Here is a 24,493-nt window from a genome sequence, read left to right on the forward strand (position 1 = left end):
ATTAACCAATTACCAAAGCCGGTTGGAGCGGGTTGCTGGCATTGCCCCTGAGCGGTGGCAGCCGCTGCAAGCCGATACGCTGCCTGCAGCCCGTGATTTACTGCACCCGTTGCCGGATCTGCGGCTGGATCTGCTGGATGCCTGGGCCAGCCGCCAATGCGGGCTGGACGCATTAATCGCCGAACGCAACTCCAGCCTGGGCCGGGTGCAAAGCCATAGCCTGCGGCTGAACTATGAACTCCGTTTACTGCGGCAATTAGAACATTGCCTGCAACAGGACAGCATCCCTGAACCACTGCAACAGCAACTTGCCGATATTTTGTACAGCAAACGAAACAGCATTGAGCTGTCATTTTTTAATATGCTGCATGCCGAGCAGACCCTGCGTCAACAACTGCATGGCAAAAGCCAGCTGTTGCCGCTAGCCGGCCAGGAGGCACTGGTAGAGAGCCAGGCCGCACTGCAGCAGCTAAACCAACTGCAAAACGCTATCTCAGCACAAGACTGGCCAGCCGCCGCAGCGATTGATATTGAGGCGGCACTTGGCGTGTTGCATCGTTTCGATACCCTGGCGGTGCTGCAGTACAGCCAGCGCTATCTGACTGGCTGGTTAACCAGTCTGAATGCAGCTCTGCTGGCTCTTGAGCCTACACAATTTTGCCCAAACCAGCGCTCAACAGAGCAACTCAGCATCCTCACCACAGTGTTTTTGAAGTTTTTTGCTGAAGAGCTGCAGCCTTATTTCAACCTGCACCAACGCCATATGCAGGCGCTCTGGCCCGAGCTGCAACAATTGTATCGGCACAGCCCACTGCTGCCGGTAATAGAGCAGCGCTACGCTGGCAGCGCTACGCAGTTGCAACAGGAAATCCTGGCCCATGTCGGCTGGTGGCAGCAATTGAACAGCGACTGTGCGGCTGGTTTAACCCAAAGGCCAGACTAAGCTGGCCTTTGATACTCATCCGTTAATCGTATGCCTGATACGGCATGCCCTGTAGCCACCAATCCGGAGCCGGCTCACCTTTCAGGTAATGATTAAAAAACTCCAGCATCTTGATGCTGTAATCCAGTTTGTTGGCAAAGCGCTGCAAGTGATGCCCCTCGCCTTCGTAATGCAGCATCACCACATCCTTCTGCAACCGGCGCATGGCTAAATACAGCTCAATGCCCTGCTCCCAGGGTACAGCGCCATCTTTATCACCAAATTGGATCAGCAAGGGTGTGTTGATGCGATCGGCAAAGAACACCGGCGAATTTTTGATGTACGGCGCCCTATCTTCAAACATCGACACCCCCAAACGGCTCTGGCCGGTTTCGTACTGAAACAAACGTGCCAAACCGGTTTGCCAGCGGATGCCACTGTAGGCACTGGTCATGTTGGATACCGGAGCGCCGGCTACAGCTGCAGCAAAACGGTCGGTTTCGGTCACCACAAAAGCCGTTTGATAGCCCGACCAGCTGTGGCCGTGCAAACCAATGGCATTGGGATCGGCAATGCCAAGTTCAATCAAGCGATCAATGCCCGGCAGCAAGGACTCGGTGGCACTTGGCCCGGGCGCGCCTTCGCGAAAGCGTACATCCGGTAAAAGCACCACATAATCCTGACCCAGATAAAACGGGAAATTCGGCCGGTGATTGACCTTCATCTGATTAAAGTGATGCAGGCGCTGGGAAAATTGCTCGTAGTAGTAGACCAGCACCGGGTAGCGGCGATTGGCATCAAAGCCATCCGGGGTGATCACCACGCCCTGCAAGCGCTCACCATCTTCAGTCAACCAGTCAATCAGATGGCTGTCGCCCCAGACAAACTGGGCTTTTTGTGGGTTCAGATCGGTCAGTTGCTGCCGCTTGGAAAAATCAGCATTGGCATACCAGATATTAGGGAACTGCCGAAAGCTTTGCTCGGTGTACAAATAACCGCCCAGCTCAGGCAGGGCCTCTACCAGGTCAAAGCGTTTGGTATCCGCCAGCAGTTGCTGCAGGTGTTGATTGCTCAGACTTAACTGGTAAAAGCCATAGCTTTTATCTTCTTCATCAAAGCGGTTTAGCAGCACATCCGCATCAGGCTCAATGGCAAGGGCTTTCGGATCGGTGCGCTCAACCCGAAAGCGCTGCTGGCTATCCCGGCCGATACGGGTCAGATTGACACTGCTGCCATCAAGCGACAACTGCCAGATATCAAAACGATCGTACACCAACACTGCCGTTTCATCAGCCAACCAGCCGGCTACGCCATAACTGGACGCAGGCTCTGGCCGATCGTGGGTTTCATCGAGCCAGGAAACACCTGCATCGCTCCCCAAAGTGCGCCGCTCACCGGTGTGGCTATCAAACAACTGCCAGCTGCCACCTTGCTGATAGGCCGCATAACGGCCCGTCGGTGATAAATGGGCCCGTTCGACAGTGCGATTCCGGGCAAACACCTGCTGGCGCGCTCCGGTGCGTAAATGGACGTGCCAGACATCGTGAAAGCGGCCATCCCAGGTCAGGTCCTGCAAATAAGGCCGGCCGTTGCTGATCAGTGCCGCCTCGCTGTGCTCGCTCTCATAGAGCCGGTCTTCCACATCCTCACCCAGCAGCACCAGCTGTTCGTCCTGCAACCAGAATACCGCAGGCGCCGTGCGTCGCTGCGCTTGCTGGTGTTCGGCTTTTTGCTGTGAATTAATGCGATCGTCCTGGCCATGCCAGACCTGCAGACGACGGTCACTTAACAAACGCTCGGAATCAAAGAGCTCGGCTTCGCTTTGCGGCGGCTCGATGTCTGGCGCGGCCGGGGCTGATTCGGGTCGAAAGCCAACAAAGACCCGCTTGCCATCCTCGGAAAAGCGCGGAGCTTGCTGCGCGCTCAGCTGCCAGCCTTCGTGTTTGAGCTCGTGCGGGGCGGCTTTATTTTGTTCAGATGGCCAGTGCCAGAGCTGCTGCGCGACTTCCTGGTTCTTTTCAGCACGCTCACCGGCAAAAAACACCAGTTGCTGGCCATCGGCACTAAAGATGAGCTGTTGGTACCGGGCGGCAGAAGGTGGTGCCAGCTCAAAGCGGCGGTCAAAAGCCGCATCCCACAGCATCACTTGCTGCAGGGTAAGACTGTCATCGTCTTGATCGGTAAATTCCAGCACATAGGCGACCAAAGTGCCCTGCTCAGCCACCGCAAATTCGCTGATCTGGCCCAGCTCAATCGACTTGCCCTGCTCCATCCGGCCGGTGTTCGTCAGCTGCACCGCACTAAGCAACTGGGTTTTGTCGTTGCTGTCGGCCTTACGGGCCAGCAGCAACGCCTGGTGGCCATCGCCGGTAAAGGCAAAGCGGTCGATAGCGGCAAACAACTGTTGCTCGCCAGTCACAGCATTTAACAACACCGCATCATGCGCCAAGGCATCACGGGCGGCTTTGTCGGTGGCTTGCTCGCGCAGCAACAAGGGCGAACGCTGACGGAACAGCGCAAAACTGCCATCGGCATTCAACTGACCGCGATCGGCATAGGGCACTGAAAATTGCTGCCCGGTCAGCACATTCACCAGATAGCCGGTACTGTCGCCATAGTCTGGTTCTGCGGTATAGACCATCGCCTGCTGATTGCTGCTGACGCTGCGCTGTTTGATTTCACGAAACTGCATGATATCGCTAAAGGTCAGCGGCCTGAGCACATCGGTCACCACAGCGCTGGATGGGATCACCACCGCAGTGGGTGCTGGCGTTACACTGGTTGGTAACTGGCTGCAGGCAAAGGTACCTAATGCCAGAGTAAAACAAAGCGCCAAACGGCGCACGGATGGTTGGTTTCTATTCATGGTTTATTCTTATAAGACGACATCCATCCAACCTTACCACAGGCATATTTGCCGTGCAGAAAAACCCCATCAAGCAGCAAAAGCATGGGATAAACCGCAGTTTAGTGGCTGCAGCACCAGCATACGGGTAAAAATCCGCCAAACAGCTCAGCCCGTTAAAAAAACACTTGCCAAGCTACCGACCGCCCACTAAGATAGCGGCCGTTGTCAGAGACAACATTCTGCGTCCTTAGCTCAGTTGGTTAGAGCACCACCTTGACATGGTGGGGGTCGGTGGTTCGAATCCACTAGGACGCACCAAATTCTCAAACAAAAGCGCCGCTCATTGAGCGGCGTTTTTGTTTTTAAGCTATTGATTCAAAATATTACAGAACGATGTAGTTTTTGGTCAGGTTAATTCTGATTCAAAATTTCAATATAAGCACGGTAAGCAAATACCCGATTACGTTTTTGGCCGGTGAGCTCTTGCACCCAGGCTAATTCGGGTTGCAGTAGTTTATCCATCACCTTACCTACCGTAGCGGCTGTCAGGCCACTTTGTTTCACTAAGGTGTTGATGTTGGCAATGGGGTATTCAAATAACACATCCAGCACCTGCTGAGCGGATGACGCTATGCGGCCAAAGCTGGCCAATGCAGCCCGATGCTCACTACGTAAACTATTAAGCTGCTGCGCCATTTGTACAGCCTGGGTTGCAGTAGCAGCTACCGCATCGGCAAAAAACAGTAGCCAGCCTTCCCAATCGCCAGTCGTCCGTACCAGTTGTAAGCGCTCGTAGTAGGTTTGCCGGTGTTTTTTAAAAAATACCGACAGATACAACAGCGGTTGGCTTAATACCTTTGCCTGCAGCAAAATCAGCGGAATAAGTAGCCGGCCCAGCCGGCCATTGCCGTCCATAAAGGGGTGAATGGTTTCAAACTGCACATGGGCCAGCGCTGCTTTAATTAACGGGTCGGTTTCTTGTGGCACGTCATTTAAAAAGCGCTCTAAATCAGCCCAGCACTGCGCCAGCTCATGTGCCGGCGTGGGTACAAAGGTGGCTTCATCGGCGCGGTAACCGCCAATCCAGACCTGATTTTTACGAAATTCACCCGGGCCTTTGCTAATGCCCCGCCCCGAGGTCATCAGTGCCCGGTGTAATTCCGTTAGCAACCGAAAGGTAATGGGGTGCCCTTCGTTGATACGGCTAACTCCCAACTCTAAGGCGCTAACATAGCAAGACACTTCCTGCACATCGTCCATCGGCACGCCTGGCATGCCTTCCATTTCATACAGCATTAAATCACTGAGTGACGATTGGGTGCCTTCAATCTGGGAAGACATCACGGCCTCTTTGCGCACATAGCTGTATAAAAACAAACGGGCATCTGGCAACAAGGTACTGATGGCATCCAATCTACCTAGCGCCAGCATGGCCTGATTAATGCGTCCTTGCAGCTTGGTATCGAGCAACAGCGCTGGCTCTGGTGGTAAGGGTGCTGGCACAAAAGCCTGACAGTTTACCCCACCCGCGATACTAGCTACGTAATGCCCGGTGATTCCTCGCTGCATGGTTTATCCTAAAGTTAAATTAAAACCGGCTTTTAATTTAACTTAATTTCGAAATTAAAATAAGCTCAAAGCTTAATTTAATTTGTTTTAAGTGCTTACCCTTGCGTTGTTGACTGTTTTCATGCGGTTGTAGAATCAATGAAGGCTTTAGTATTTATAGAAAATCATAAAAACTATACATGTCTTACTCTAATAGTATAAAAAACGCCACTCCATTACGTAGCGTTTTGGCTGATACAGCTCTGTTACAACGCCTGCAGCTGGCGCAGCTGCTCTGCGACCTGCCCTGCCTGTTGCTGTACCTTGCTGATTTCCAGTTGGTAATGATTGAGCACCGAACGCATTTCTTCCGCCGCGCCGGCAATAAAAGTGCGGCCGGTCACCGCATCCGGTGATTGAATGTCTTCGCCGGTGATTTCAGACAACTTGGCATTGCGCTCCCGCTCCAAATTCTGCCGCCGATTGTTCAGTTGCTGCAACTGGCGTTCTAAACTTTGCTTACGAACATTCAGACTGATCTGCTGCAAGCTTTCAGTGGCATTGCTGTTCTGAGCGCTGTCTCTTGCCGGAGATGCAGCATCACGCTTGGTGGGGGTGGTGTCGTATTGTGCCAGCTTCTCGGCGTTATCAGCACATGGCGTTTGACTAAACAAAGTCACACCATTTTGCTCGCAGCGGTAAACGCTGGCATGGCTAACAACACTGAATAAGATCAGACTAAGAGGGAGCAGTTTTTTCATTTGAATACCGGAAGCTTGGGCCAAACATCTACCACGAAGGTTAAATCAGTTTTAATGACTTGGAAAGTGTTTTAAAAGCTTTGGGCAAATAAAAAACCGGGGCATTCAGCCCCGGTCTTTTCGGAATATTTGTTACGACTTGCGGCGGCGGAGCAACCACAAAGCACCCAACCCAAACAACCCGATGGTAGCTGGAGCTGGCACTGGCGTTGGTGTATCCAGTGGCACACCGGAAAATACCAGTTGGTTCTGAGAGTTGGCATTGGTTAAAACATACAAGCTGAACTGGCTTTCAATGCTATCCAGGTTTGACAACCACTGATTGGCCATATCTCTGGCAGCACCATTGCTGGTCACACGGAAATTACCTGTAGTCAGACTCCAGTTTGACCCATTCTCATGCACCACTTCCCATAATGCTAACTGAAAAGCCGCTTTACTGGCAGGAGTATCAACTTGATTGTGGTAAGCAGTATAGAGACGCTCAATGGCCATAGACTGGGTAGCAGAAAACACCTGGGCAGTTTCAACCAGGCTGTAACTTTGCCAACCAGACATTACGCCCTGAGTAAACTCCACGCAAAATGCATCGATTGACAGGCCGTTGACATCAAAAGGAAGCACAGCAGTATTGGTAGATGACGCCAGATTAAACTGGAGCAAGCCTGCCTGCTGATTGGATGTAGTCCCCTGGTGACGAACAGTAACCGATTGACCACTAAAACTTTGATACGCTGCATCGACAATCAAGCTGGCAGAGGCCTGTTGGCTCACCATGGCTGTTGTCAGCAGTGCAGCAGCAGTTAAACATACGCGAAATTTCATCTGAATCTCTCCTTGCAGATGCGAAATCTTTATCCCTGATTGAGAATGGTACCTAGGCAGAAAAACCCATTTGACAAGCACACCATACTACACAGACTGTTTGATGCTGCTGAGCCAAGAACCTCGCTAAGCAACAATGGTATTGTACAAGAATCACTCAAAATGATGCAACGCTAATTTATGTAGTATTTATGTATAAATTTATTGCTATTATGATCTTAAATATGACGTTATGGATACATTATCGGTGCACCTTAACCAGCAGGCTTGTTTGGTGACAACCTGGTTTTTAACTCACGACTAAAGGTGCGGCTAACTTTTAAGGTTTTGTTGTTGCTTAAAGTGGCGTGGTACTCCGAGTTGTTAAGCGGTTCCAAACTGTTGATATGCAGAAGATTTACAATGGTGGATTTATGAATGCGCAAGAAATTTGCCGGCAGGGTTTGCTGGATCAGGCTTTTCATCCGCGCCCGCATCACAAAGGTGGCATCCCCGGTATGAACACACATGTAATCGCCTGCGGCATCGATCCATAGAATATCGGAGTATGGAACCAGCTGCACCGGCTGGTGGCCATCCTGGATCACCAGCTTGTCCTGATGAATGGAATAGTCTGGCTCTATACCAGGCGTTATTTGTTGCTCCCTTTGCTGCAACTGATCCACCGCGGCCAGCAGTTGTTGCTTGCTGGCTGGCCGATACAGATTGTCGCTGACCCTGGCGATGGCTTCGGCCAATCGCTCGGTTTTCACCGGTTTAAGCAAGTAATCCAGCGCCCGCACTTCAAATGCCTGCACCGCGTAGTGATGAAAAGCAGTAACAAACACAACAGCAGGACAGATTTCCGGTTGCAGTTGCTTTACCAGCTCAAAACCGGATTTGCCGGGCATTTCAATGTCAAGAAAAACCAGGTCCGGTGCGCACTGATTGATGAGTGCCAGGGCCTCATCCACTGTGCTGGCCTGACCGATAATCCTAACCTCAGGAAAGGCCGCAAGGCGGATAGCCAGCCCTTCAATGGCGCTGGGTTCGTCATCCACCACCAAACTCGTCGGGGCGGCCCCGCAACTGATCGCAGTTCACCAAATCCAGGCTGCCACCACTGTTGTTGCTGTACTGCTGGAACACTGTGTGGTTGCTAAAGCGGCCATGACTGGGTTCCCACAAAGCACTGATTCGGTATGAGTACTCATTGGCATTGTGGTAAAAATCTTTTTTGTTGGCCGGCGTTAAAGCCCGCACCCGCTGCGCTTCTGGATCGGTACCAGCACTATCAATCCACCAGTTCTCACGCTGGGTGACGGTAGAGCCAATGCCCTGATAGGAGTTTTCTGAAATGACTGGCGCATTCAGCACCTCCGGACTTAAGCGACGGGTATCGTACTGATTGGGATCCCAGTACCCTTCCAGGTAGGCATCGCGCTTTAAGCCCTTGGCGGCAATGCGAATAGCAAACTCATCATTCACCGGCAGATTGACAAAACCACCGGCGCTTCGGGTGTTAAAGCGGCCCGCTTCCAGATTGACGTTGCCAAAAGTACCGGAAAAATCAGGCTTGGCAGAAATCACATTGATGCTGCCCACCGTCGAGTTACGGCCAAATAGCGTGCCCTGAGGCCCCCGCAGGGCTTCAACCCGCTCGACATCGTACATTAGCGCTAAAGCACCCTGCATCCGGGGCGAGTAGATGCCATCCAGGTGTACGCCGACTGCCGGATCTCCGAGCTCGGTAATATTGGTTGAACGTACCCCGCGCATCGAAATAACCGGCGCGGCCTGATCGGTGGCCATGGAGATATCCAGTCCCGGCACCAGATCAGCCATGTCTTTGATGTTGTGGATACCGCTTTGCCGCAGTTGCTCCTGCGTCAATACCGTGATGGCCACTGGCGTTTCCATCAAGGCAGTACGGCGCTTGGTGGCAGTGACTGAGATCACCTCAATGGCGCGATCACTTTCAGCCACTGGTTGATTGTCATTGTCGCTCGCACTTTGTGCGGCCATGGCCGGCAGTGCACCGGCCATCAGCATGGCCAGTGTAATGGCGTTTAACTTGTACATGTCTACCCTCCCCGGGCTCTTGTCGTCTTATTGTTGTTTGGGCAAAAATTGTGTAGGCAAAGCTATGAATGTTCTGACGTTATTATTATCAGCAGTACTCTAGTGTGTTTTTTTGCCCAAAAACCAGCCAGATTCGGCAAGGCGAGCTGCAGACACTACAACCCGATAACAGAGCAGCCTGCCTTGTCCAAACATCGGATGGCAAGCTGTCAGGCTAAAACCTAAGCTTGATCCAGCACATTGCAGTTTGGAAACAGAGCCGTCACACTAAGGGGGTTCCGACTGATTTATCAGGAGAATGTATGCCCAACAAGACACCATCTGGTTCACCTGAGCAATCAGGCCGTCCGCCAGCTCATGCGGAAGACGCCAAGGAGTTGCTTGCTCACCAGCACAGTACTATCGAGGGGCTAAGCACGGCTGAAGCCGCCAAACGGCTAAGCGAACATGGTACCAATGCATTGCCCGAGCCCCCCCAGCCAGGCATCTTGCAGCGGTTTTTTAAGCATTTCCACGATACGCTGATATACATCTTGCTGGCAGCAGCCGGCATTACCGCCTTGCTGGGGCACTGGCTGGACACCTGGGTGATTCTGGCGGTGGTGCTGTTCAATGCCAGCATCGGTTTTGTGCAGGAAGGCAAAGCCGAAAAAGCACTGGCCGGCATTCGAAACATGCTGTCTTTGCATGCCACCGTAAAGCGGGATGGCAGCTGGCAGCAGCTGGCAGCCGAGCAATTGGTGGTTGGCGATATAGTGCGGCTTCGCTCCGGCGACAAAGTACCGGCCGATATGCGGCTGCTGGAAACTAACAACCTGCGGATTGAAGAGTCGGCGCTGACCGGCGAGTCGGTGCCCACCGAAAAAAACACTCAGGCTGTAGCAGCAGATGCCGGTGTCGGCGACCGTTTTTGCATGGCGTTTTCCGGCACCTTAGTCGCCGCCGGGCGCGGTACCGCGGTGGTCACTGCAACTGGTGCCCATACAGAAATAGGCCAAATCAACGCCATGCTTTCATCGGTGCAGGCCATTGCGACGCCGCTGACCCGCCAAATGGCGCAGTTCAGTAAATGGCTATCGGTGGTGATTGTTGCTTTGGCGCTGCTGATGCTACTGATTGGCTATCTGCTGCATGATTTTGCCATTGGCGAACTGTTTTTAGCGGCGATCGGCTTTGCTGTTGCCGCTATCCCTGAAGGCCTGCCAGCCATTTTAACCATCACTCTGGCGCTTGGCGTGCAGCAAATGGCCCGTCGCAATGCCATTACCCGCAGGTTAAATGCGGTGGAAACCTTAGGTTCCATTACCGTGATTTGTTCAGATAAAACCGGTACTTTAACCCGTAATGAGATGACCGCCAGTCAGGTGATCACCACCGCCGGAAACTACCAGATCAGTGGACTGGGCTATCAGCCGGAAGGTGATTTCGAGCTGGAAGGCGAGCACCTAACTGCGCTTAAACAGCCAACTCTGGCCGCCCTGATTGAAGTGGTCGCGGTTGCCAACGACAGCCAGTTGACCCAGCAGAATGAAAACTGGGGCGTCCAGGGCGAGCCAACCGAAGGCGCCTTGCTGTGCCTGGCAGAGAAAGCCGGCTTTGAACGTGAACGCTACCAGCGGTTGGCGGTGATCCCGTTTGAGTCTGAAAACAAGTTTATGGCCAGTCTGGAGCAACGGCCGGATGGCAGCCGGCAGATTTTGCTGAAAGGCGCACCGGATCGCTTGCTGGAACGTTGCACAAGCCAGCTGGATGCCAACGGCGATGCCGAAGCGCTGGATAGCGACTTCTGGCAACAGCAATTGGATGCGCTTAGCAGCCAGGGACTGCGGGTGCTGGCTGCTGCCAACAAGAGCACTGAACACAGTGAGCTGGGGCTGGATGAACTGAGTGAGATGACATTGATTGGCCTGATTGGCATCATCGATCCGCCCAGGCCCGAGGCTATTGAGGCCATCGCCCAGTGCCATCAGGCTGGTATTCGGGTCAAAATGATCACCGGCGATCATGCCGGCACCGCCGAAGCCATCGGCAAAGCCATGCAGCTGTCAGCCGATGGTGCTTTGTGTGTGGTCACAGGTGCTGAAATTGAGGCCGCCAGCGATGAAGAACTTCAAGCCATCGCCGGGCGCAGCAACATCTTTGCCCGCACCAGCCCGGAGCACAAGCTTCGGCTGGTTAAAGCACTGCAAGCCAATGGCGAGGTGGTGGCCATGACCGGCGATGGTGTTAACGATGCCCCGGCGCTCAAGCGCGCTGATGTGGGCATCGCCATGGGCATCAAGGGCACCGAGGCTACCAAAGAAGCGGCCGATATCGTACTGGCCGATGACAACTTCAGCACCATCGCCCAAGCAATAGCCGAAGGGCGCACCATCTACGACAACTTGCGTAAAGCCATCCTGTTTATTTTACCCACCAATGGTGCTCAGGGTCTGGTGATGCTGGCAGCGGTGCTGTTTGGTCTGACCTTGCCGCTAACGCCGGTGCAGATCCTCTGGGTCAATATGGTGGTGGCAGTAACCCTGGCGTTGGCGCTGGCGTTTGAGCCGGCCGAGCCGGGCGTGATGAAGCGGCCACCACGCGATCCCAGAGCAGCCATTTTAAGCGCGATGTTTTTATGGCGCATCAGTCTGGTGTCGCTGATGATTGGTGGGGTGTCGATTTTGATGTTTTTATCGGCCATGGCTGCTGAGGTGGATCTCAGTACAGCCCGGACCCTGGCGGTCAATACGCTGGTGATGGCGCAGGCGTTTTATTTGATCAACAGCCGCTATCTGGCCGAGTGCAGCTTACGGTTTGGTTTGTTGTTTGCCAACAAAGTGGCCTGGCTGGCAATGGGAGTTCTGCTGCTGTTACAGCTCGCATTCGTCTACCTGCCCTTTATGCAGCAATTATTCGGCACCAGCGCCCTGCCCCTTGCTTACTGGCTGCTCCCGATCGGTCTGGGCCTGGCGATTATGCTGCTGATTGAGCTGGAGAAGAAATGGCTCTGGCGCTGACGCACTTTTGATGCCTGCTGGTGAATAAAAGTGAACAGGATACGGCATAAGGCCGTACCCTGTACTTTAGCACTTAAACACTTAACACTCAGGAGCAAAGCCGATGTTTGGATTATTTAAACGCGACCCTATCAAAAAACTGCGTAAAATCTACGATCAAAAGCTGGAGCAAGCCATGTTGGCACAGCGCAAAGGCGATATGCGGCTCTTTGCCGATTTAACCGCTGAAAGCGAAGCCTTATGGCAACAAATTGAGCAGTTGCAACAGCAACAATCTTAATCTGCACTGCCGGGATTGAGCAGCTGCAGCTCTGCCAGCTCTTTGTACAGCGGGCAACTGGCCATCAGCTCACTGTGACTGCCGCTAGCAATGACGCGGCCTTTGTCCAGCACCACGATGCGATCCACATGCAGCACCGTCGATAAGCGATGCGCAATGATCAGGGTGGTTTTGCCTTGCATCAGGTGCTGCAACGCTTCTTTCACCGCATGCTCACTGACCGCATCCAGCGCACTGGTTGCTTCGTCCAGCAGCAATACCGGCCGATCCGCCAGAATAGCCCGGGCGATGGCCAGCCGTTGTTTCTGCCCACCAGATAGACGCACACCGCGCTCGCCTAATTGGCTGTGATAGCCTTCAGGCAATTCCTGGATAAACACATCCGCCCGGGCCGCTATGCAGGCGGCTATCACTTCAGCTTCGCTTGCCTCTGGCCGGCCATAACGCACATTTTCCAGCACCGAATCGGCAAAAATCACCGCATCCTGGGGTACCAGGGCAAATTGGGCCCGTAAGCTGGCCAGATCCAGCTCGGCAATATCGATGTTATCGAGCAAAATGCGACCTTGCTGCGGCTGATAAAAGCGTTGCAGCAACTGAAACAAAGTGCTTTTGCCGGCGCCGCTAGGCCCGACCAATGCAATGCGCTCACCTGGCGCTATGCTAAGATCAAGTCCGCTCAATGCAGCGCTGCTGCCAGCCTGCGGGTAGGAAAAACTGAGTTGTTGCAACTCCAAACGTCCCTGCACCGGCTGTGGCAATGCCTGAGGCTGTGCGACCGTCTCAATGTGCACCGGCACCTCTGACAATTCAATCAAACGTTCGGTTGCACCAGCTGCACGCTGCACCTCGCCAATCACTTCGCTGATGGTCGCAGTCGCGCCCGCCACCAAGACCGCATAAAACAAGAATGCCGTAAGCTGACCGGCTGACATTCGGCCTTGCAACACATCCAGCGCCCCTGCCCAGCCAATCAAGGTGATGGCACTGACGCTCAGCAGCATCACCAGCCCAATCAACAAAGCACGGTAAAAAATGCGCTTTTGGGCTGCATTGATCACCTGCTCAATTTTGCCGGCGAACAGCTGCTGATCCAGGCGTTCATGGCCATAAGACTGAACGGTGTGAATTTCGTGCAGGCTCTCATCGACATGAGCACCAATATCGGCCAGCCGATCCTGGCTGGCCCGCGATAAGCGCCGCACTTTGCGGCCCAGCACAATGATAGGCACCAACACCAAAGGCACTGCCAACAGCACCAAAGCCGTCAATTTGAAACTGGTTAGCAGCATCATCAGTAAGCCGCCGATGGCGGTCACGCCTGAGCGCAGTGCCATCGACAAACTGGAGCCCACCACCGATTGCAGCAAGGTGGTATCGGCAGTAAAGCGGGAAATCACTTCGCCGGTGCGGGTTTCGCTGTAAAAAGCCGGTGAGAGTTTCAGTAAATGCCGGTACACCCGATTGCGGATATCGGCACTGACCCGCTCGCCCAGCCAGGTCATCAGGTAAAAGCGGCAAAACACCGCGCTGGCGCTGATGGCGCTTATAAGCAACACCCAGCCGACCAGTTGATTCAGCCGCCCGGCATTGCCAGCCACAAAGCCTTCGTCTACCAGCAGCCGCACACCCTGCCCCAGCGCAAGCCAGGCCAAGGAACCCACCAGCAGGAAAAACACCGCCGCCGCGACCTGCCAGCGGTAAGGCTTTAAAAAAGCCAGCAGCCAGGGCAATACAGCCTTATTTGAGGCAGTGGCGTTAACTGTGGAGGATTGAGACATTGTTAGTCCTTGCGTGATTGGATGAGCGTCTGACTTGCGCGAACAGGGCTGCTTTGGCTAGACTAAGCCACTTTTTTAGCTTTCGTACAGGACTATTTATGGGCGCGCAGTGGAAAACCAAACACAAAATGGATGCAGCGGCATCCAAAGGACGTATTTTTACCAAGCTGGCCAAAGAAATCATGGTGGCTGCACGCAATGGCGCCGATCCGGATATGAACAGCAAACTGCGCTCGGCCATTGATGCCGCCAAAAAGGCCTCCATGCCCAAAGACACCTTGGAGCGCGCCATCAAAAAAGGCGCCGGCTTGCTGGATGGCCCGGTCAACTATGAGTCCGTCACCTACGAAGGCTTTGCCCCGCATCAGGTGCCGGTCATCGTCGAGTGCTTAACCGACAATAAAAACCGCTCGGCCCAGAGTATGCGCTTGCTGTTTCGTAAAGGCCAGCTGGCTACTTCGGGCGCTGTGTCCTGGGATTTTAAGCATCTTGGGCAAATTGAAGCCACCCCAAGCAGCGATGATGCCGATTTAGAGCTGGCCGCCATTGAAGCCGGTGCGCAGGATTTTGAAGCTGGTGAAGGCAATGACGTGGTGTTTTTAACCGAACCGACCGATTTGGATGCCGTCAGCAAAGCCCTGCCGGAATTTGGCTACGAAGTCCAATCCGCCAAACTGGTGTACCGCGCCAACAACCCGGTTGAATTAAGCGGCGATGCGCTGGCCGAAGTGGAAGCCTTTTTGGATGCCATCGACAACGATGACGATGTGCAAAATGTCTATGCGGGGTTGGCGGGCTAAGCTAGGGCACGCCCTAGCTGAATAATAACAGGCAGCACAATTTAAGGCGCGGGCGGCTCCGGTTGCAGCAGGTACTCATCCGGAGTCAACGCACTGACAGGTGAGTGACGAAAATCCCGTACATTGCGGGTGATGATACAATCACATCCCAGAGTTTCGGCGGCAGCTGCAACGACGGCGTCCTCAAAATCTGGCCAGCCAAGCCCCTGTGCGCGCAGGAGTTCGGCATGCCCGACCGCCGCTACCGAAAAGTGCTTGAGCAACCAGGCAACCACTTGATCGGCAACGCTATTGTTGTTATAACGCCCCACCAGGTAATGAATGGTGGTGACCGCATGCCCCGCGACTGCCCCCTGCTTCTGTCGATGGATCACTTGATCCAACACGGCTGCAGACGCACGGTAGTGTGGTTCGCGTTGCTGAATGACATCCAACAGGACATTGAGATCAATCAGGATCATTGGCTGTGTTTGTCTAGAAGATGATCGCGGTAGAGTTGCCGTGCATCGACCTGCTCGGGAACCAGGCCGCTGATTTGTTCCAGTTCGACCGACGGTGTGTACTGCTCCAGCGCCCGCAAGCGACGCAGATAGCGGTCAATCATCTCGGTAACCGTGATGCCATGCCGCTGTGAATAGCTCTTGGCGAAATCAACATCCTGGCTAGGCAGGCGAATCGTTAGTTTGGTCGATGTCTGCTCCATCTGCGCCCTCTCAATACGGCTCAATTGTTTCAAGTATACGGCACACGTAGCAAAGCGCAAGGCAGAACGCTGCCATGCAACCTTGATCAATGGCTTACGCCAATGATTTTGGCGGCGCATCCTTGCGCCACGCTTGTTTATCAAGGCTTCACCCTACCCTGATGCGTTAACGGCAAACAACATCCGACGAACGAACAAAACCATCAATCCATTGCCCAAATGCAGCCATTGCCATTTGGTAATTAGGATAACCTCCCTTCACCGTAAACCATTGATTACTTGCATAATCCGGTAAAGTAATCACCAAAGTGCCGTTACTATTTTCTTGCACCCGAAGCAAGGGCAACAAAGAGCGCCCTTGCTGTTGCCAATGCTGCAGTAAAGCAATGGCTTCTTTTTTCCCGATGACAACTGACAACGCAATACACCTCACACAAATACGGGTATCAAGCCAGGAACACAGCCCCTACTTAACGTATAGATAGTTTTTAAATGATTAACGAAGAAACACCATGGCCTCGCGGACTAAGCGATGCAAAGCTGCCAGCGTCACCTCGAACACCCAGCGAATAAACCGGTAGGATAGATCCACCACCTGGGTTCCACCTTTGCCTGCGAAAACCAGCATATGCCCTAACAAACCTAAGGTCTGGTTTGCATATTCAGCGGATAACTTTGCAATTTTCTCCACCGATGAAGCAAGCAGATCATAAAAGGTAAGAAAGGTGACGGCCCCTGCCTGCACAGCGATGGCAGAAAGCTGCCCAGATTTTTTTAGCAGGGTAATAAGCGCATTGTTGATACGGTGCGCCCAGTAGGTGGTAAAAGTCACCTGATGGCGGTCGGGGTATTGCAGCTCTGTCGCTTTAAACAATTCAGCAGATTGGCTTTGCAACGCATCCCAGCTATGGCTGTTGGCTGTGTTTAAATAACCAGGCGTGCCATTTTCGCCCATGCTGTGGGCAGATGCGCGCAAGCCTTGCGCTGAACTGAGCAAGATTTCCCGCCCTTTGTAAGGCGCATGCATAAAGGGCCATAATGGCACCAGAGGCACAGGATCACCTGCATGGGTGCAACGGAAAATTTTATCAATACTGCCGGTTGTTTTGATAGAGAAGCCATCAAAACCCACCCGCGGGGCGCCAAAGGTATACAAGCACACTCTTTTTTTATAACGGCGCTTCACCCAATCTGCCGTGATATGCGCCAGGGCACCACCTAAGCTGTGACCAATACAGTGCACCGTACCGCGGCCACTGCCCGTCAAAACAGGGGTCAGGCTTTGCTCTAATGCCGGTTTCATACTTTGAAATACTTTGTTAAAACCGGCATGCACCAGTGCATTACTTTCACCACCGGTTAACCCAATATGCAGATCAGTGATCACATCTCGCAGACCATCGGTTCCGCGGATTGCAACCACATGATCACCGGTATAAGATGCTTTGCCTATGCCAATAGCCGCAAAGCCCGTTTGCCGGTTAAATAGCCGCGAAATAAAGCCACCTGATACGCCCTGAATGCGATGATTGCTTAAATCGAAGTCAAAGTTATTAGTAACCTGTTTGCTGAGAAGTGCAAGAAACCTTTGCTCCATCCCCTTCTCTTTTAGGGTATAAACTGAGTTCGCTAAAGATGCTGCCATGAGCGGTGTCAGTTCATTCATTTCCAAAGTTCCTTTTCTAAAATTATTTCATCGTGTTCAAACGTGCATATAGAGACAACACCAAGTGGTGGTGATTGAGGGTTTCTCATCGGAATTTCCAGTCTCATATCAGGTGATGTCAGTTCACACTGCATGCTGGATAACAATTGACGTATACTGTCGTAGTTCAAAGTGTTGAGATTGGCAGCAGCCCAAATCTCAGTTCGCGAATTTGCATGCTCAACAACTAATGTTTGCGTTACTGTGGTATCAAACATCGGCGAAACGCGCAGTTTGGCAATTTTAACCGGCAACTGAAAATGGCCTTGTTCATCCGTAATGGCACTGTCATTAAATTTTTTATCACTGTAGGTTAAGTAGCGATGTACTGTTGCCCCGGCTACCGGTTTGTTGTGCAAGGTGACAGTACCGTTCACCTCGGGAGATAGTTCCAACTCTGTTTTTTTAAACCAACCAAACACACCGGCCTCCACATGTGTTGTAAACATCAACAGTATCAGTGCCAAACCAGCTATAGCTGGCTTTTTGTCAATACGCTGCCATTCAAGCATTCGGTAAACCCTAAGGGTATATTGATATGGTGAATTCTAACCTTTGCTATAAAGGTGTCAACAAGGAAGCCATAAAAGGATATTTTCAGCAGCAATTATGAAACAAAAATAGCTGTATTAGGCTAAATTGAATTTATTGGAGGTGGGATTCAATAAGTATGGTTTTTGTTTACTAGTATAAACAAAGTCAGGGCGCTGCCGAACATTACTGTACCAGGCAGCCCCTGACTTAATCATTATTTAAAACTGATAACGCAGCCCCAAGGAGGCAGTGCGGCCATTGATGGTACGGGCCGTAATAATGCCATTGGCAGGCACACTGCCCTGCTCGGCTTCGGTAATGCCGATGGTATCGAACAGGTTGTTGATGTTCAGCGACAGCGTCAGGTTGGTCGCAAGATCATAACTGGCAAAGGCATTGACCTGGGTATAACCACTGAACTTCAGATCGTTGTTGTCCTGCGCATAGGCTGCCGTGGTGCCAATCAGGCTCAGGCCAAGCTGTGCCTGATCAAAGGTGTAACGGGCAATCAGGCTGTAAATAAAATCCGCCTGGCGCCGTGGCGTATTGCCAACCACATCCGGGTTCAGCGCATCGCGGGTGATCTCGGCATCGGTCCAGGTGACCGAGCCGCGCAGGTCAAAATCACCGATGCGGTAACTGCTTTCCAATTCAATGCCCTTGGCCTGGTACACCCGGTCAAAAAACAGCTGAGTGGTGGCTTCAAAGTTTTGCTCTTCGGTTTCGGCAAAGAACAAGGTGGCAAACAAGTTCAGATTGCCATGGCGGCTTTTGCTGCCCAATTCATACTGTTTGACTTCATCGATGGCGTCTTCTCTGGCCACGCTGCCATCGGCATTGACTTTGCCAAACAGCAGACGGTCGGCATTGGCACGGCCACCTTTACTGATTCGGCCAAACACAGCCCAGTCGTTGTCTAACTGGTAGTTGGCACCCACGGAATAAGAGTTGTAGCCCCAGCTGTAATTGACCAGGCTGGGATTGGCCAGATCAATGGCCGACACACTTTGCTCGACCTGGCTGATGATGCCGTCACCATTCATATCGCGGCTACTTTGCACCGCGCCGGCGTAGCTACCCCGGGCCTTACCAAGATCACGCCGCACACTGGCATCCAGCGATAAATCGCCCATGGCCCAGCTGGCCGTCAGATACGGCGCTTTGATGCTGTAGTCGCTATCGTAGTTGCGCTGACAGCAATTGCCCCAGAACGGCACACCGTAAGCCAGCAAGCCCTGCTCGGAAAAGGCCGTGCCATCGGCCGCATACACATCCAGCAGCTCGGCATTGTCGCCTTTGAGTGCCATCAGGTAGGAGTTCCATAGCCAGGACATCCGAATGCTTTGATCGGCCATGTAGTAGCCAAAGGTGACATCGACCTCACCAAAGCGGCGCGACAGCTTCAGATCATTCACGATGGAACCAAAGTCATTCAGCTCCACATCAAAGGTATGAATGCGCATGGCATTTTCTGCCGTGAAGCGCTCACCTGCATTTGGCCCGACTGCGTAACGCACCACCGCATCATCGCCGGCTATGCTGTTGGCAATGCTTTGGGCACTATCCACTTCGGCAGGGAACAAGGTAATAAAATTCCCGCTAACGGAATTGATGCGAAAACGATTTTCCAATGTCCAGTTATCGTCCAGATCAAAGATGGCTTCGAATCCAAAGCTGTTCACTTCCGGGTTCATGCCATTACGAAGATCACCACGCGAGATTTGGTTGTCGCCATTGAGCCGTACCGTTTGCGTCAGGTAGACCGATTGCAAGGTGTCTTTGCGCGCATCAAAGCCCGGTACCGAGCTGCCATCGGCAAACATTGGCATCGGCATGTAGCTGGCAACCCGGTCGTTTAAGTGCTTGGCATACAAGCGGACATAGCCGGTGTCGAACTCTTTGGTCAGATTGGCCTTAAGTTGATAGCCTTTCTCACCCTGATAACCCGGGTTACGCACCCCTTCGCCCTGGCGAACAAAGCCACCTATATGAAAGCGGGTATCGTTGTTGATATCGCCACCGTATTCAAAGTCGGTACGAAAACTGTCGTAGTTCAGGCCGGAGGTAAAGGCAACACTGCCGCCCTCTTCCAGCCCGGTTTTACTGACAAAGTTAATAATGCCACCTGGTGAATTGCTGGCGGCAGTACTGGCCGAGCCACCACGAATGACATCAAGCCGCGAAATGGTCGAATCGGCCCGCAGAAAGATATCGGCATTACCAAAGGCAATATCGCCAAACTGCATTACCGGCAAACCATCTTCCTGCAAGGTTAAAAACTTGGCGCCACCGGCCGCAACCGGCAAGCCCCGTATCGCAATATTGGCATTGCCATCACCGCCGGTGGACTCGCTGCGCACACCCGGCAGCATACGGAAAATCTCGGCGGTACTGCGCGGTGCCGCTATTTGAATGTCTTCGGTGGTTACGGTGCTGACCGAAACGCTGGATTGCATCACCGTTTGGTTACGCGCTACCGCACCGGTGACCACAATGCGCTCAAAGCCAAGGCCGGTGCTCTCACTGGCATCGCTTTCGTCCGGCTCGGCCAGCGCCAATGAGCTGCCCAGTGCCAGACTGATGGCCAGCGCCAATTGTGAAGGGGTTGTCAGATTGTGTCTCATCGCTTGTCTCCCGTGTTGATCGTACTGTGTTTTAATTTTTAAAGGAACACGACTTAATCGTTTAAGATTTGCTTGCAAAAAATAGTCTGGAAAAAATGTCAGGACGACATTTTCTCCAGCTGCGCTTTGGCCGGTTGCGCCAGCCAGTTGTACAACATCAGTGCCGCCAATAAAGCCGCAAAAAAAGTAGCCAGGTAAAAGCCAGCCACCACATCACCGGCCAGATCGCCCAGCAGCGCCATCAGGGCTGGAGCTACCGCAGCCGCCAGCGCGGTAAAGGCCAGAATAAGTCCCGCCACGGCGCCATGCTGCTGCCGTGGAAAACAGCTGATGCCCTTGGAGTTCAACGTGGGGTAAATCATCGACATAAAAAGCCCGGACAGCGGCATCAGCCACAGCGCCCAGTCGCGGCCCAGCAGCATGCTAAGCGCAAAACATAAGAAAATCAGCGCCGTGAACACCGCCATCACACTGCTCCAGCAAAAATGGCGCAAAATCAGGCTGGCTAAAAAGCGGCCCAGCGCGCGTAAAATAAAGAAGATGGTGACGGCATGCAGCGCCAGCAGCGCAAAGCGGCCGCTGTAATCGGCCAGCAGGGTTGGCAACCAGACAAAGATGGCCACTTCGCAGCTGACATAGAGTGCTATCGCCAATGAAAAGCCCATAGCATAGCGATCTTTGAGCAGCCGCATCGATTGACGCAGCGATACCTGCTCCGCCGAAGCCTGATAAGGCGGATACGGCATGCGGGCGGCAATAATCACCAACACCGTGCACAGCAAGCCCGCCAGCAGATACAACTGCTTCCAGTGGATGGAAGCGGCAATCATCCAGGTCACCAGCGCCGGGCCGGCAATGGCTCCAAGCGCAAAAAAGCCTTCTACCGTATTCATGGTGCGGGTATGGCCGTGACTGTCGCGGCTGATATCCCCAATCAGCGCCAGTGCCGCCGTTTTAAAGATCCCAATCGCCAGGCCACAAAGGCCCATCAGCAGAATAAAAAACAGCGCGCTATCGCCAGCGATAAAGGCGTAACAAGACAGCGAATAAAGCAGCAAGCCAGCGATAATCAGCTTTTTCCGGCCCAGTTTATCGGCCAGGCGGCCCAGTAAAAGCCCGGCCAGGCCTATCGCCACCATCGGCACATAGTGAAAGGCGCTGGCCTGAAACATCGAGAGCTGATAATCGGCCATCACCTGGGGAATAATCACCCCCACCGCATCGGTGGTCATGGCAAAAACGAAAAACATCAGGTAGGTCATCCAGCGCACCTGGCGCTGAATACTTTCAGTAGTGACGCCAACAGCAAGCCCAGGATTTAGCTGGGTCGAGCTTTTGGCCGTGCTGTTGGCATGGCTTTTTGTATTCATCAAATGGTTCCCTGTCTTTTCTGCTTGCAGCTGGCCGGATGGCAGTCGGTGGTTTGCCTGAAGCGAAATCACCGCTGCTATTTTATTGTTGTCCGGCTATTGACAAACTGAAGCATTCCCATAAAGCTATATCTTAATCGTTTAAGATGCAACTTTTTTTTCAGGGTAATGACAATGAACAATCAGCCGGGTAGCAATCAAATTCAGTTAATCACCTACGTTGACCGCTTAAGCGGCGGCGGTGTCTCAGAGCTGCATCAGCTGCTGCAACAGGAGCTCGGCGGCTTATTCGATGGGGTGCATCTGCTGCCTTTTTACACGCCGATTGATGGCGAAGACGCCGGTTTCGACCCTACCGATCACACCGCTGTCGATAGCCGGCTTGGCAACTGGCAGGACATCGCCAGCCTTGCCAGCGATTACCCGGTAATGGCGGATATGATTGTCAACCATGTCTCGGCGCAATCGGCGCAGTTTCAGGATGTGCTGGCCAAAGGGGAAGCCTCGCATTACTGGCCGCTGTTTCTGACCCGCGACAAGGTGTATGGCCAGGCACCAGAACCAGCCGAGCTTGCTGCCATTTACCGGCCAAGGCCAACCAGCTGCTTTACCGAGCTGGCACTTGCCGATGGCCGCAGCCTGCCCTTCTGGACCACCTTTACCGCCAACCAGATTGACATTGATGTGCAATCTGAGCCCGGCCAGGCCTATCTGGATGCGATTTTGCAGCGTTTTACCGAAAATGGCGTCAAGTTGATCCGGCTGGATGCAGCCGGCTACGCCATTAAAAAAGCCGGCACCAGCTGCTTTATGTTGCCGGAAACCTTTGAATTTATTGCCGGGCTTAGCAGCAAAGCCAAAGCGCTCGGCATGCAGTGCCTAGTCGAGATCCACGGTTACCATCAAACCCAAATCGACATTGCCAAGCGCTGCGATTGGGTGTACGACTTCGCGCTGCCGCCGCTGGTGCTGCATACCCTGTTCAGTCGCGATGCCAAGGCACTGAAACACTGGCTGGATATCGCCCCGCGCAACTGCATCACGGTGCTGGATACCCACGATGGCATCGGCATTGTCGATGCGGCCGATCATCAGGGCCAGCCGGGCTTGTTGACCGATCCAGAACTGGATGCACTGGTGGAACAAATTCACCACAACAGCGGCGGCAGCTCCAAACTGGCCACCGGCAACGCCGCCAATAACGTCGATTTGTATCAGGTGAACTGCAGTTTCTACGATGCGCTGGCGCAGCACGATGAGCATTATCTGCTGGCCCGGGCCATTCAGCTGTTCTGCCCGGGTATCAGCCAGATTTATTACGGCGGCCTGTTGGCAGCAGAAAATGATGTCGAGTTACTAAAGCGCACTCAGGTCGGCCGCGACATCAACCGGCCCTATTTCACGCCGGAGAAAGTTCGCCAAGCGCTGCAAAAACCGGTGGTGAAAGCGCTGTGCGCTTTAATCAAACTGCGCCGCAGTCTGCAGGCCTTTGATGGCGACTTTAGCCAACAGCTTAACGATGGACAGTACCAGTTAAACTGGCAGCATCAGGGCCATAGTGCCAGTTTGCGGATCCGGCTTGCTGATCTGTCGGCCGAACTGGTCTGGCAGCACAGCGGTAAGGTGCAGCAACACTGCGCGCTCAGCAGTTTACTGGCGGACTAAGGGCAGCAGTAAGTAGCAGCTAAGCGCCCGGCTTAGCTGCTTTCACCGAGCCTAAGCTCATAAGGCAGCAGCTGGTTGTCGTCCTGGCCGCTTTGAAAAGCACGGGCCGCGGCTTCGCCTTTTTGATCGCTGAATTGCCAGACCGAGCTTAGGGTTGGATGATAGCGCAACGTCTCTTCAATGCCATCAAAGCCCACCACCCGCAGCTGTTCGGGAATCCGCAGGCCAAGTCCCAGCGCCACCCGCATGGCACTGAGGGCAATCAGATCGCTCATGCACAACAGCACCGTTGGCGCCGGTGACTGGCTAAGCACCGCTTTGGCGGCGGTTTCAGCGCAAGCCTGATTGCTCTCGGGCAAATGCCACAGCAGCTCGTTCGACAGTGTCAGCCCCAACTGCTGCATGGCGCGCTGATAACCATCCAGCCGCCGATGCGACACCGAGCTTTGATTGTCCCACAGTGGTGCCGTGCCCACGGTCCGGCTATCGGCTGCGTCTATCAGGCGTAGCCCCAATACCGCAACTCTATCGCCCGGCTTCAATACCGCCATGGCGCTATCGTAAGCCGCCTGCTCGTTATCAATATTGACCGAGGGTCGGCCCGGTAAATCAAAATCGACCGTCAGCACCCGCTTCGGGCAACGTTTTAACTGCTCAATCAACTTGAGGTTACGCGGCGCGCCGTAGCAGATAAAGCCATCAACAAAGTCGGTGATGCTGTCCAGATTGTCGGCACTGCCCGAATACAGCAGCAGGTGTTTGCTCTGACGCTCCAGTTCACGGGCCACGCCCTGCAAAAACTGGCTGGCCACCGGATCGCTGACCATGTACTCCAGCGAGTCCGATAAAATCACCGCGACGATGCCGGAACTGCCCTTGCGCAGCGATTGCGCTGCTTTGTTGGGGCCATCGTAGCCAAGCTCAGCGCAGGCGCTTAAAATTTTCTCACGCAGCGCCAGCGACAACTGATCCGGCCGGTTAAAGGCATTGGAAATGGTGGCGGTGGATACCCCCAAGGCTTTGGCGACACTTTTTAAAGTTGGTTTACTCATCTTTCCAGTTCGCTT

Annotated in this window: 20 protein-coding genes and 1 tRNA gene; 6 read left to right on the forward strand and 15 right to left on the reverse strand. The window is 53.4% G+C overall.

Annotation, left to right across the window (positions count from 1 at the left end; all coding sequences use genetic code 11):
- The coding region (locus QWY20_RS12485; protein WP_330129344.1) for a DUF3080 family protein at positions 1–943 on the forward strand (943 nt) is incomplete at its 5' end.
- A 22-nt stretch (positions 944–965) separates the two neighbouring features.
- On the opposite strand, the gene QWY20_RS12490 is transcribed toward QWY20_RS12485, so the two are convergent.
- Positions 966–3,788, reverse strand: coding sequence for an alpha/beta hydrolase family protein (locus tag QWY20_RS12490; protein ID WP_330129345.1), 2,823 nt, complete (start codon positions 3,786–3,788; stop codon positions 966–968).
- A gap of 223 nt (positions 3,789–4,011) precedes the next feature.
- Here QWY20_RS12490 and QWY20_RS12495 point away from each other — a divergent pair.
- Positions 4,012–4,088: transfer RNA gene (locus QWY20_RS12495), tRNA-Val, on the forward strand.
- Positions 4,089–4,181: 93 nt separating this feature from the next.
- Here QWY20_RS12495 and QWY20_RS12500 read toward each other — a convergent pair.
- The 5 genes from QWY20_RS12500 to QWY20_RS12520 all read right to left on the reverse strand — a co-directional run bounded on the left by QWY20_RS12500 (position 4,182) and on the right by QWY20_RS12520 (position 8,965).
- Entirely contained in the window at positions 4,182–5,339 is a 1,158-nt protein-coding gene (locus QWY20_RS12500; protein ID WP_330129346.1) for a Fic family protein, read from the reverse strand.
- A gap of 245 nt (positions 5,340–5,584) precedes the next feature.
- Positions 5,585–6,079 (reverse strand): DUF4124 domain-containing protein, encoded by a 495-nt coding sequence (locus tag QWY20_RS12505; RefSeq protein WP_330129347.1) that lies wholly within the window; start codon positions 6,077–6,079, stop codon positions 5,585–5,587.
- Positions 6,080–6,211: 132 nt separating this feature from the next.
- Positions 6,212–6,904, reverse strand: a complete 693-nt coding sequence (locus QWY20_RS12510) for a PEP-CTERM sorting domain-containing protein (RefSeq protein WP_330129348.1) — start codon at positions 6,902–6,904, stop codon at positions 6,212–6,214.
- A 254-nt stretch (positions 6,905–7,158) separates the two neighbouring features.
- Entirely contained in the window at positions 7,159–7,944 is a 786-nt protein-coding gene (locus tag QWY20_RS12515) for a LytR/AlgR family response regulator transcription factor (RefSeq protein WP_330129349.1), read from the reverse strand.
- Complete coding sequence (locus QWY20_RS12520) at positions 7,937–8,965, reverse strand: TonB-dependent receptor plug domain-containing protein (RefSeq protein ID WP_330129350.1); 1,029 nt, start codon at positions 8,963–8,965, stop codon at positions 7,937–7,939. The genes QWY20_RS12515 and QWY20_RS12520 overlap by 8 nt, the downstream gene beginning before the upstream one ends.
- Before the next feature lie 302 nt (positions 8,966–9,267).
- Between QWY20_RS12520 and QWY20_RS12525 the strand changes: the two genes are divergently transcribed.
- Both QWY20_RS12525 and QWY20_RS12530 read left to right on the forward strand, forming a co-directional pair.
- Entirely contained in the window at positions 9,268–11,964 is a 2,697-nt protein-coding gene (locus tag QWY20_RS12525) for a cation-transporting P-type ATPase (protein WP_330129351.1), read from the forward strand.
- 103 nt (positions 11,965–12,067) lie between these two features.
- The gene (locus QWY20_RS12530; protein ID WP_330129352.1) at positions 12,068–12,244 is read left to right on the forward strand and encodes a DUF6435 family protein; all 177 of its coding nucleotides are present in this window, start codon (positions 12,068–12,070) and stop codon (positions 12,242–12,244) included.
- On the opposite strand, the gene QWY20_RS12535 is transcribed toward QWY20_RS12530, so the two are convergent.
- Positions 12,241–14,025, reverse strand: coding sequence for an ABC transporter transmembrane domain-containing protein (locus QWY20_RS12535; protein WP_330129353.1), 1,785 nt, complete (start codon positions 14,023–14,025; stop codon positions 12,241–12,243). The two genes, QWY20_RS12530 and QWY20_RS12535, sit on opposite strands and share 4 nt — an antisense overlap.
- 98 nt (positions 14,026–14,123) lie before the next feature.
- Between QWY20_RS12535 and QWY20_RS12540 the strand changes: the two genes are divergently transcribed.
- Positions 14,124–14,825 (forward strand): YebC/PmpR family DNA-binding transcriptional regulator, encoded by a 702-nt coding sequence (locus tag QWY20_RS12540; RefSeq protein WP_330087157.1) that lies wholly within the window; start codon positions 14,124–14,126, stop codon positions 14,823–14,825.
- 41 nt (positions 14,826–14,866) lie between these two features.
- Here QWY20_RS12540 and QWY20_RS12545 read toward each other — a convergent pair whose 3' ends face one another.
- The 7 genes from QWY20_RS12545 to QWY20_RS12575 form a co-directional block, all read right to left on the reverse strand.
- Complete coding sequence (locus tag QWY20_RS12545; RefSeq protein ID WP_330129354.1) at positions 14,867–15,286, reverse strand: PIN domain-containing protein; 420 nt, start codon at positions 15,284–15,286, stop codon at positions 14,867–14,869.
- Positions 15,283–15,648 carry a DUF6364 family protein gene (locus QWY20_RS12550; protein ID WP_407935429.1) on the reverse strand — a complete coding sequence of 122 codons (366 nt, stop codon included), beginning with the start codon at positions 15,646–15,648 and terminating at the stop codon, positions 15,283–15,285. The genes QWY20_RS12545 and QWY20_RS12550 overlap by 4 nt, the downstream gene beginning before the upstream one ends.
- A gap of 46 nt (positions 15,649–15,694) precedes the next feature.
- Complete coding sequence (locus QWY20_RS12555) at positions 15,695–15,946, reverse strand: hypothetical protein (protein ID WP_330129355.1); 252 nt, start codon at positions 15,944–15,946, stop codon at positions 15,695–15,697.
- A gap of 78 nt (positions 15,947–16,024) precedes the next feature.
- Positions 16,025–17,194: a lipase family protein gene (locus QWY20_RS12560; RefSeq protein WP_330129356.1), complete on the reverse strand. Its 1,170-nt coding sequence runs from the start codon at positions 17,192–17,194 to the stop codon at positions 16,025–16,027.
- Positions 17,191–17,745 (reverse strand): carboxypeptidase-like regulatory domain-containing protein, encoded by a 555-nt coding sequence (locus QWY20_RS12565; RefSeq protein WP_330129357.1) that lies wholly within the window; start codon positions 17,743–17,745, stop codon positions 17,191–17,193. The genes QWY20_RS12560 and QWY20_RS12565 overlap by 4 nt, the downstream gene beginning before the upstream one ends.
- Before the next feature lie 240 nt (positions 17,746–17,985).
- Positions 17,986–20,391: a TonB-dependent receptor domain-containing protein gene (locus tag QWY20_RS12570; protein WP_330129358.1), complete on the reverse strand. Its 2,406-nt coding sequence runs from the start codon at positions 20,389–20,391 to the stop codon at positions 17,986–17,988.
- 98 nt (positions 20,392–20,489) lie between these two features.
- Positions 20,490–21,761: an MFS transporter gene (locus QWY20_RS12575; RefSeq protein ID WP_407935430.1), complete on the reverse strand. Its 1,272-nt coding sequence runs from the start codon at positions 21,759–21,761 to the stop codon at positions 20,490–20,492.
- 174 nt (positions 21,762–21,935) lie between these two features.
- Between QWY20_RS12575 and gtfA the strand changes: the two genes are divergently transcribed.
- Positions 21,936–23,426: a sucrose phosphorylase gene (gene gtfA / locus QWY20_RS12580; protein WP_330129359.1), complete on the forward strand. Its 1,491-nt coding sequence runs from the start codon at positions 21,936–21,938 to the stop codon at positions 23,424–23,426.
- Positions 23,427–23,458: 32 nt separating this feature from the next.
- Here gtfA and QWY20_RS12585 read toward each other — a convergent pair whose 3' ends face one another.
- Positions 23,459–24,478 (reverse strand): LacI family DNA-binding transcriptional regulator, encoded by a 1,020-nt coding sequence (locus QWY20_RS12585; RefSeq protein ID WP_330129360.1) that lies wholly within the window; start codon positions 24,476–24,478, stop codon positions 23,459–23,461.
- Between the last annotated feature and the right edge of the window lie 15 nt (positions 24,479–24,493).

It is taken from the genome of Alkalimonas cellulosilytica (genome assembly GCF_036325985.1).
GTDB lineage: Bacteria > Pseudomonadota > Gammaproteobacteria > Enterobacterales > Alteromonadaceae > Alkalimonas > Alkalimonas cellulosilytica.

Excerpts from the sequence above, each read along its gene's own strand:
- QWY20_RS12490 (WP_330129345.1), bottom strand. The coding sequence starts at position 3,788 with ATGAATAGAAACCAACCATCCGTGCGCCGTTTGGCGCTTTGTTTTACT.
- QWY20_RS12575 (WP_407935430.1), bottom strand. The coding sequence starts at position 21,761 with ATGAATACAAAAAGCCATGCCAACAGCACGGCCAAAAGCTCGACCCAG.
- QWY20_RS12545 (WP_330129354.1), bottom strand. The coding sequence starts at position 15,286 with ATGATCCTGATTGATCTCAATGTCCTGTTGGATGTCATTCAGCAACGC.
- QWY20_RS12505 (WP_330129347.1), bottom strand. The coding sequence starts at position 6,079 with ATGAAAAAACTGCTCCCTCTTAGTCTGATCTTATTCAGTGTTGTTAGC.
- QWY20_RS12520 (WP_330129350.1), bottom strand. The coding sequence starts at position 8,965 with ATGTACAAGTTAAACGCCATTACACTGGCCATGCTGATGGCCGGTGCA.
- QWY20_RS12570 (WP_330129358.1), bottom strand. The coding sequence starts at position 20,391 with ATGAGACACAATCTGACAACCCCTTCACAATTGGCGCTGGCCATCAGT.
- QWY20_RS12565 (WP_330129357.1), bottom strand. The coding sequence starts at position 17,745 with ATGCTTGAATGGCAGCGTATTGACAAAAAGCCAGCTATAGCTGGTTTG.
- QWY20_RS12535 (WP_330129353.1), bottom strand. The coding sequence starts at position 14,025 with ATGTCTCAATCCTCCACAGTTAACGCCACTGCCTCAAATAAGGCTGTA.
- QWY20_RS12510 (WP_330129348.1), bottom strand. The coding sequence starts at position 6,904 with ATGAAATTTCGCGTATGTTTAACTGCTGCTGCACTGCTGACAACAGCC.
- QWY20_RS12560 (WP_330129356.1), bottom strand. The coding sequence starts at position 17,194 with ATGAATGAACTGACACCGCTCATGGCAGCATCTTTAGCGAACTCAGTT.
- gtfA (WP_330129359.1), top strand. The coding sequence starts at position 21,936 with ATGAACAATCAGCCGGGTAGCAATCAAATTCAGTTAATCACCTACGTT.
- QWY20_RS12525 (WP_330129351.1), top strand. The coding sequence starts at position 9,268 with ATGCCCAACAAGACACCATCTGGTTCACCTGAGCAATCAGGCCGTCCG.
- QWY20_RS12530 (WP_330129352.1), top strand. The coding sequence starts at position 12,068 with ATGTTTGGATTATTTAAACGCGACCCTATCAAAAAACTGCGTAAAATC.
- QWY20_RS12550 (WP_407935429.1), bottom strand. The coding sequence starts at position 15,648 with ATGCGCCGCCAAAATCATTGGCGTAAGCCATTGATCAAGGTTGCATGG.
- QWY20_RS12500 (WP_330129346.1), bottom strand. The coding sequence starts at position 5,339 with ATGCAGCGAGGAATCACCGGGCATTACGTAGCTAGTATCGCGGGTGGG.
- QWY20_RS12585 (WP_330129360.1), bottom strand. The coding sequence starts at position 24,478 with ATGAGTAAACCAACTTTAAAAAGTGTCGCCAAAGCCTTGGGGGTATCC.
- QWY20_RS12540 (WP_330087157.1), top strand. The coding sequence starts at position 14,124 with ATGGGCGCGCAGTGGAAAACCAAACACAAAATGGATGCAGCGGCATCC.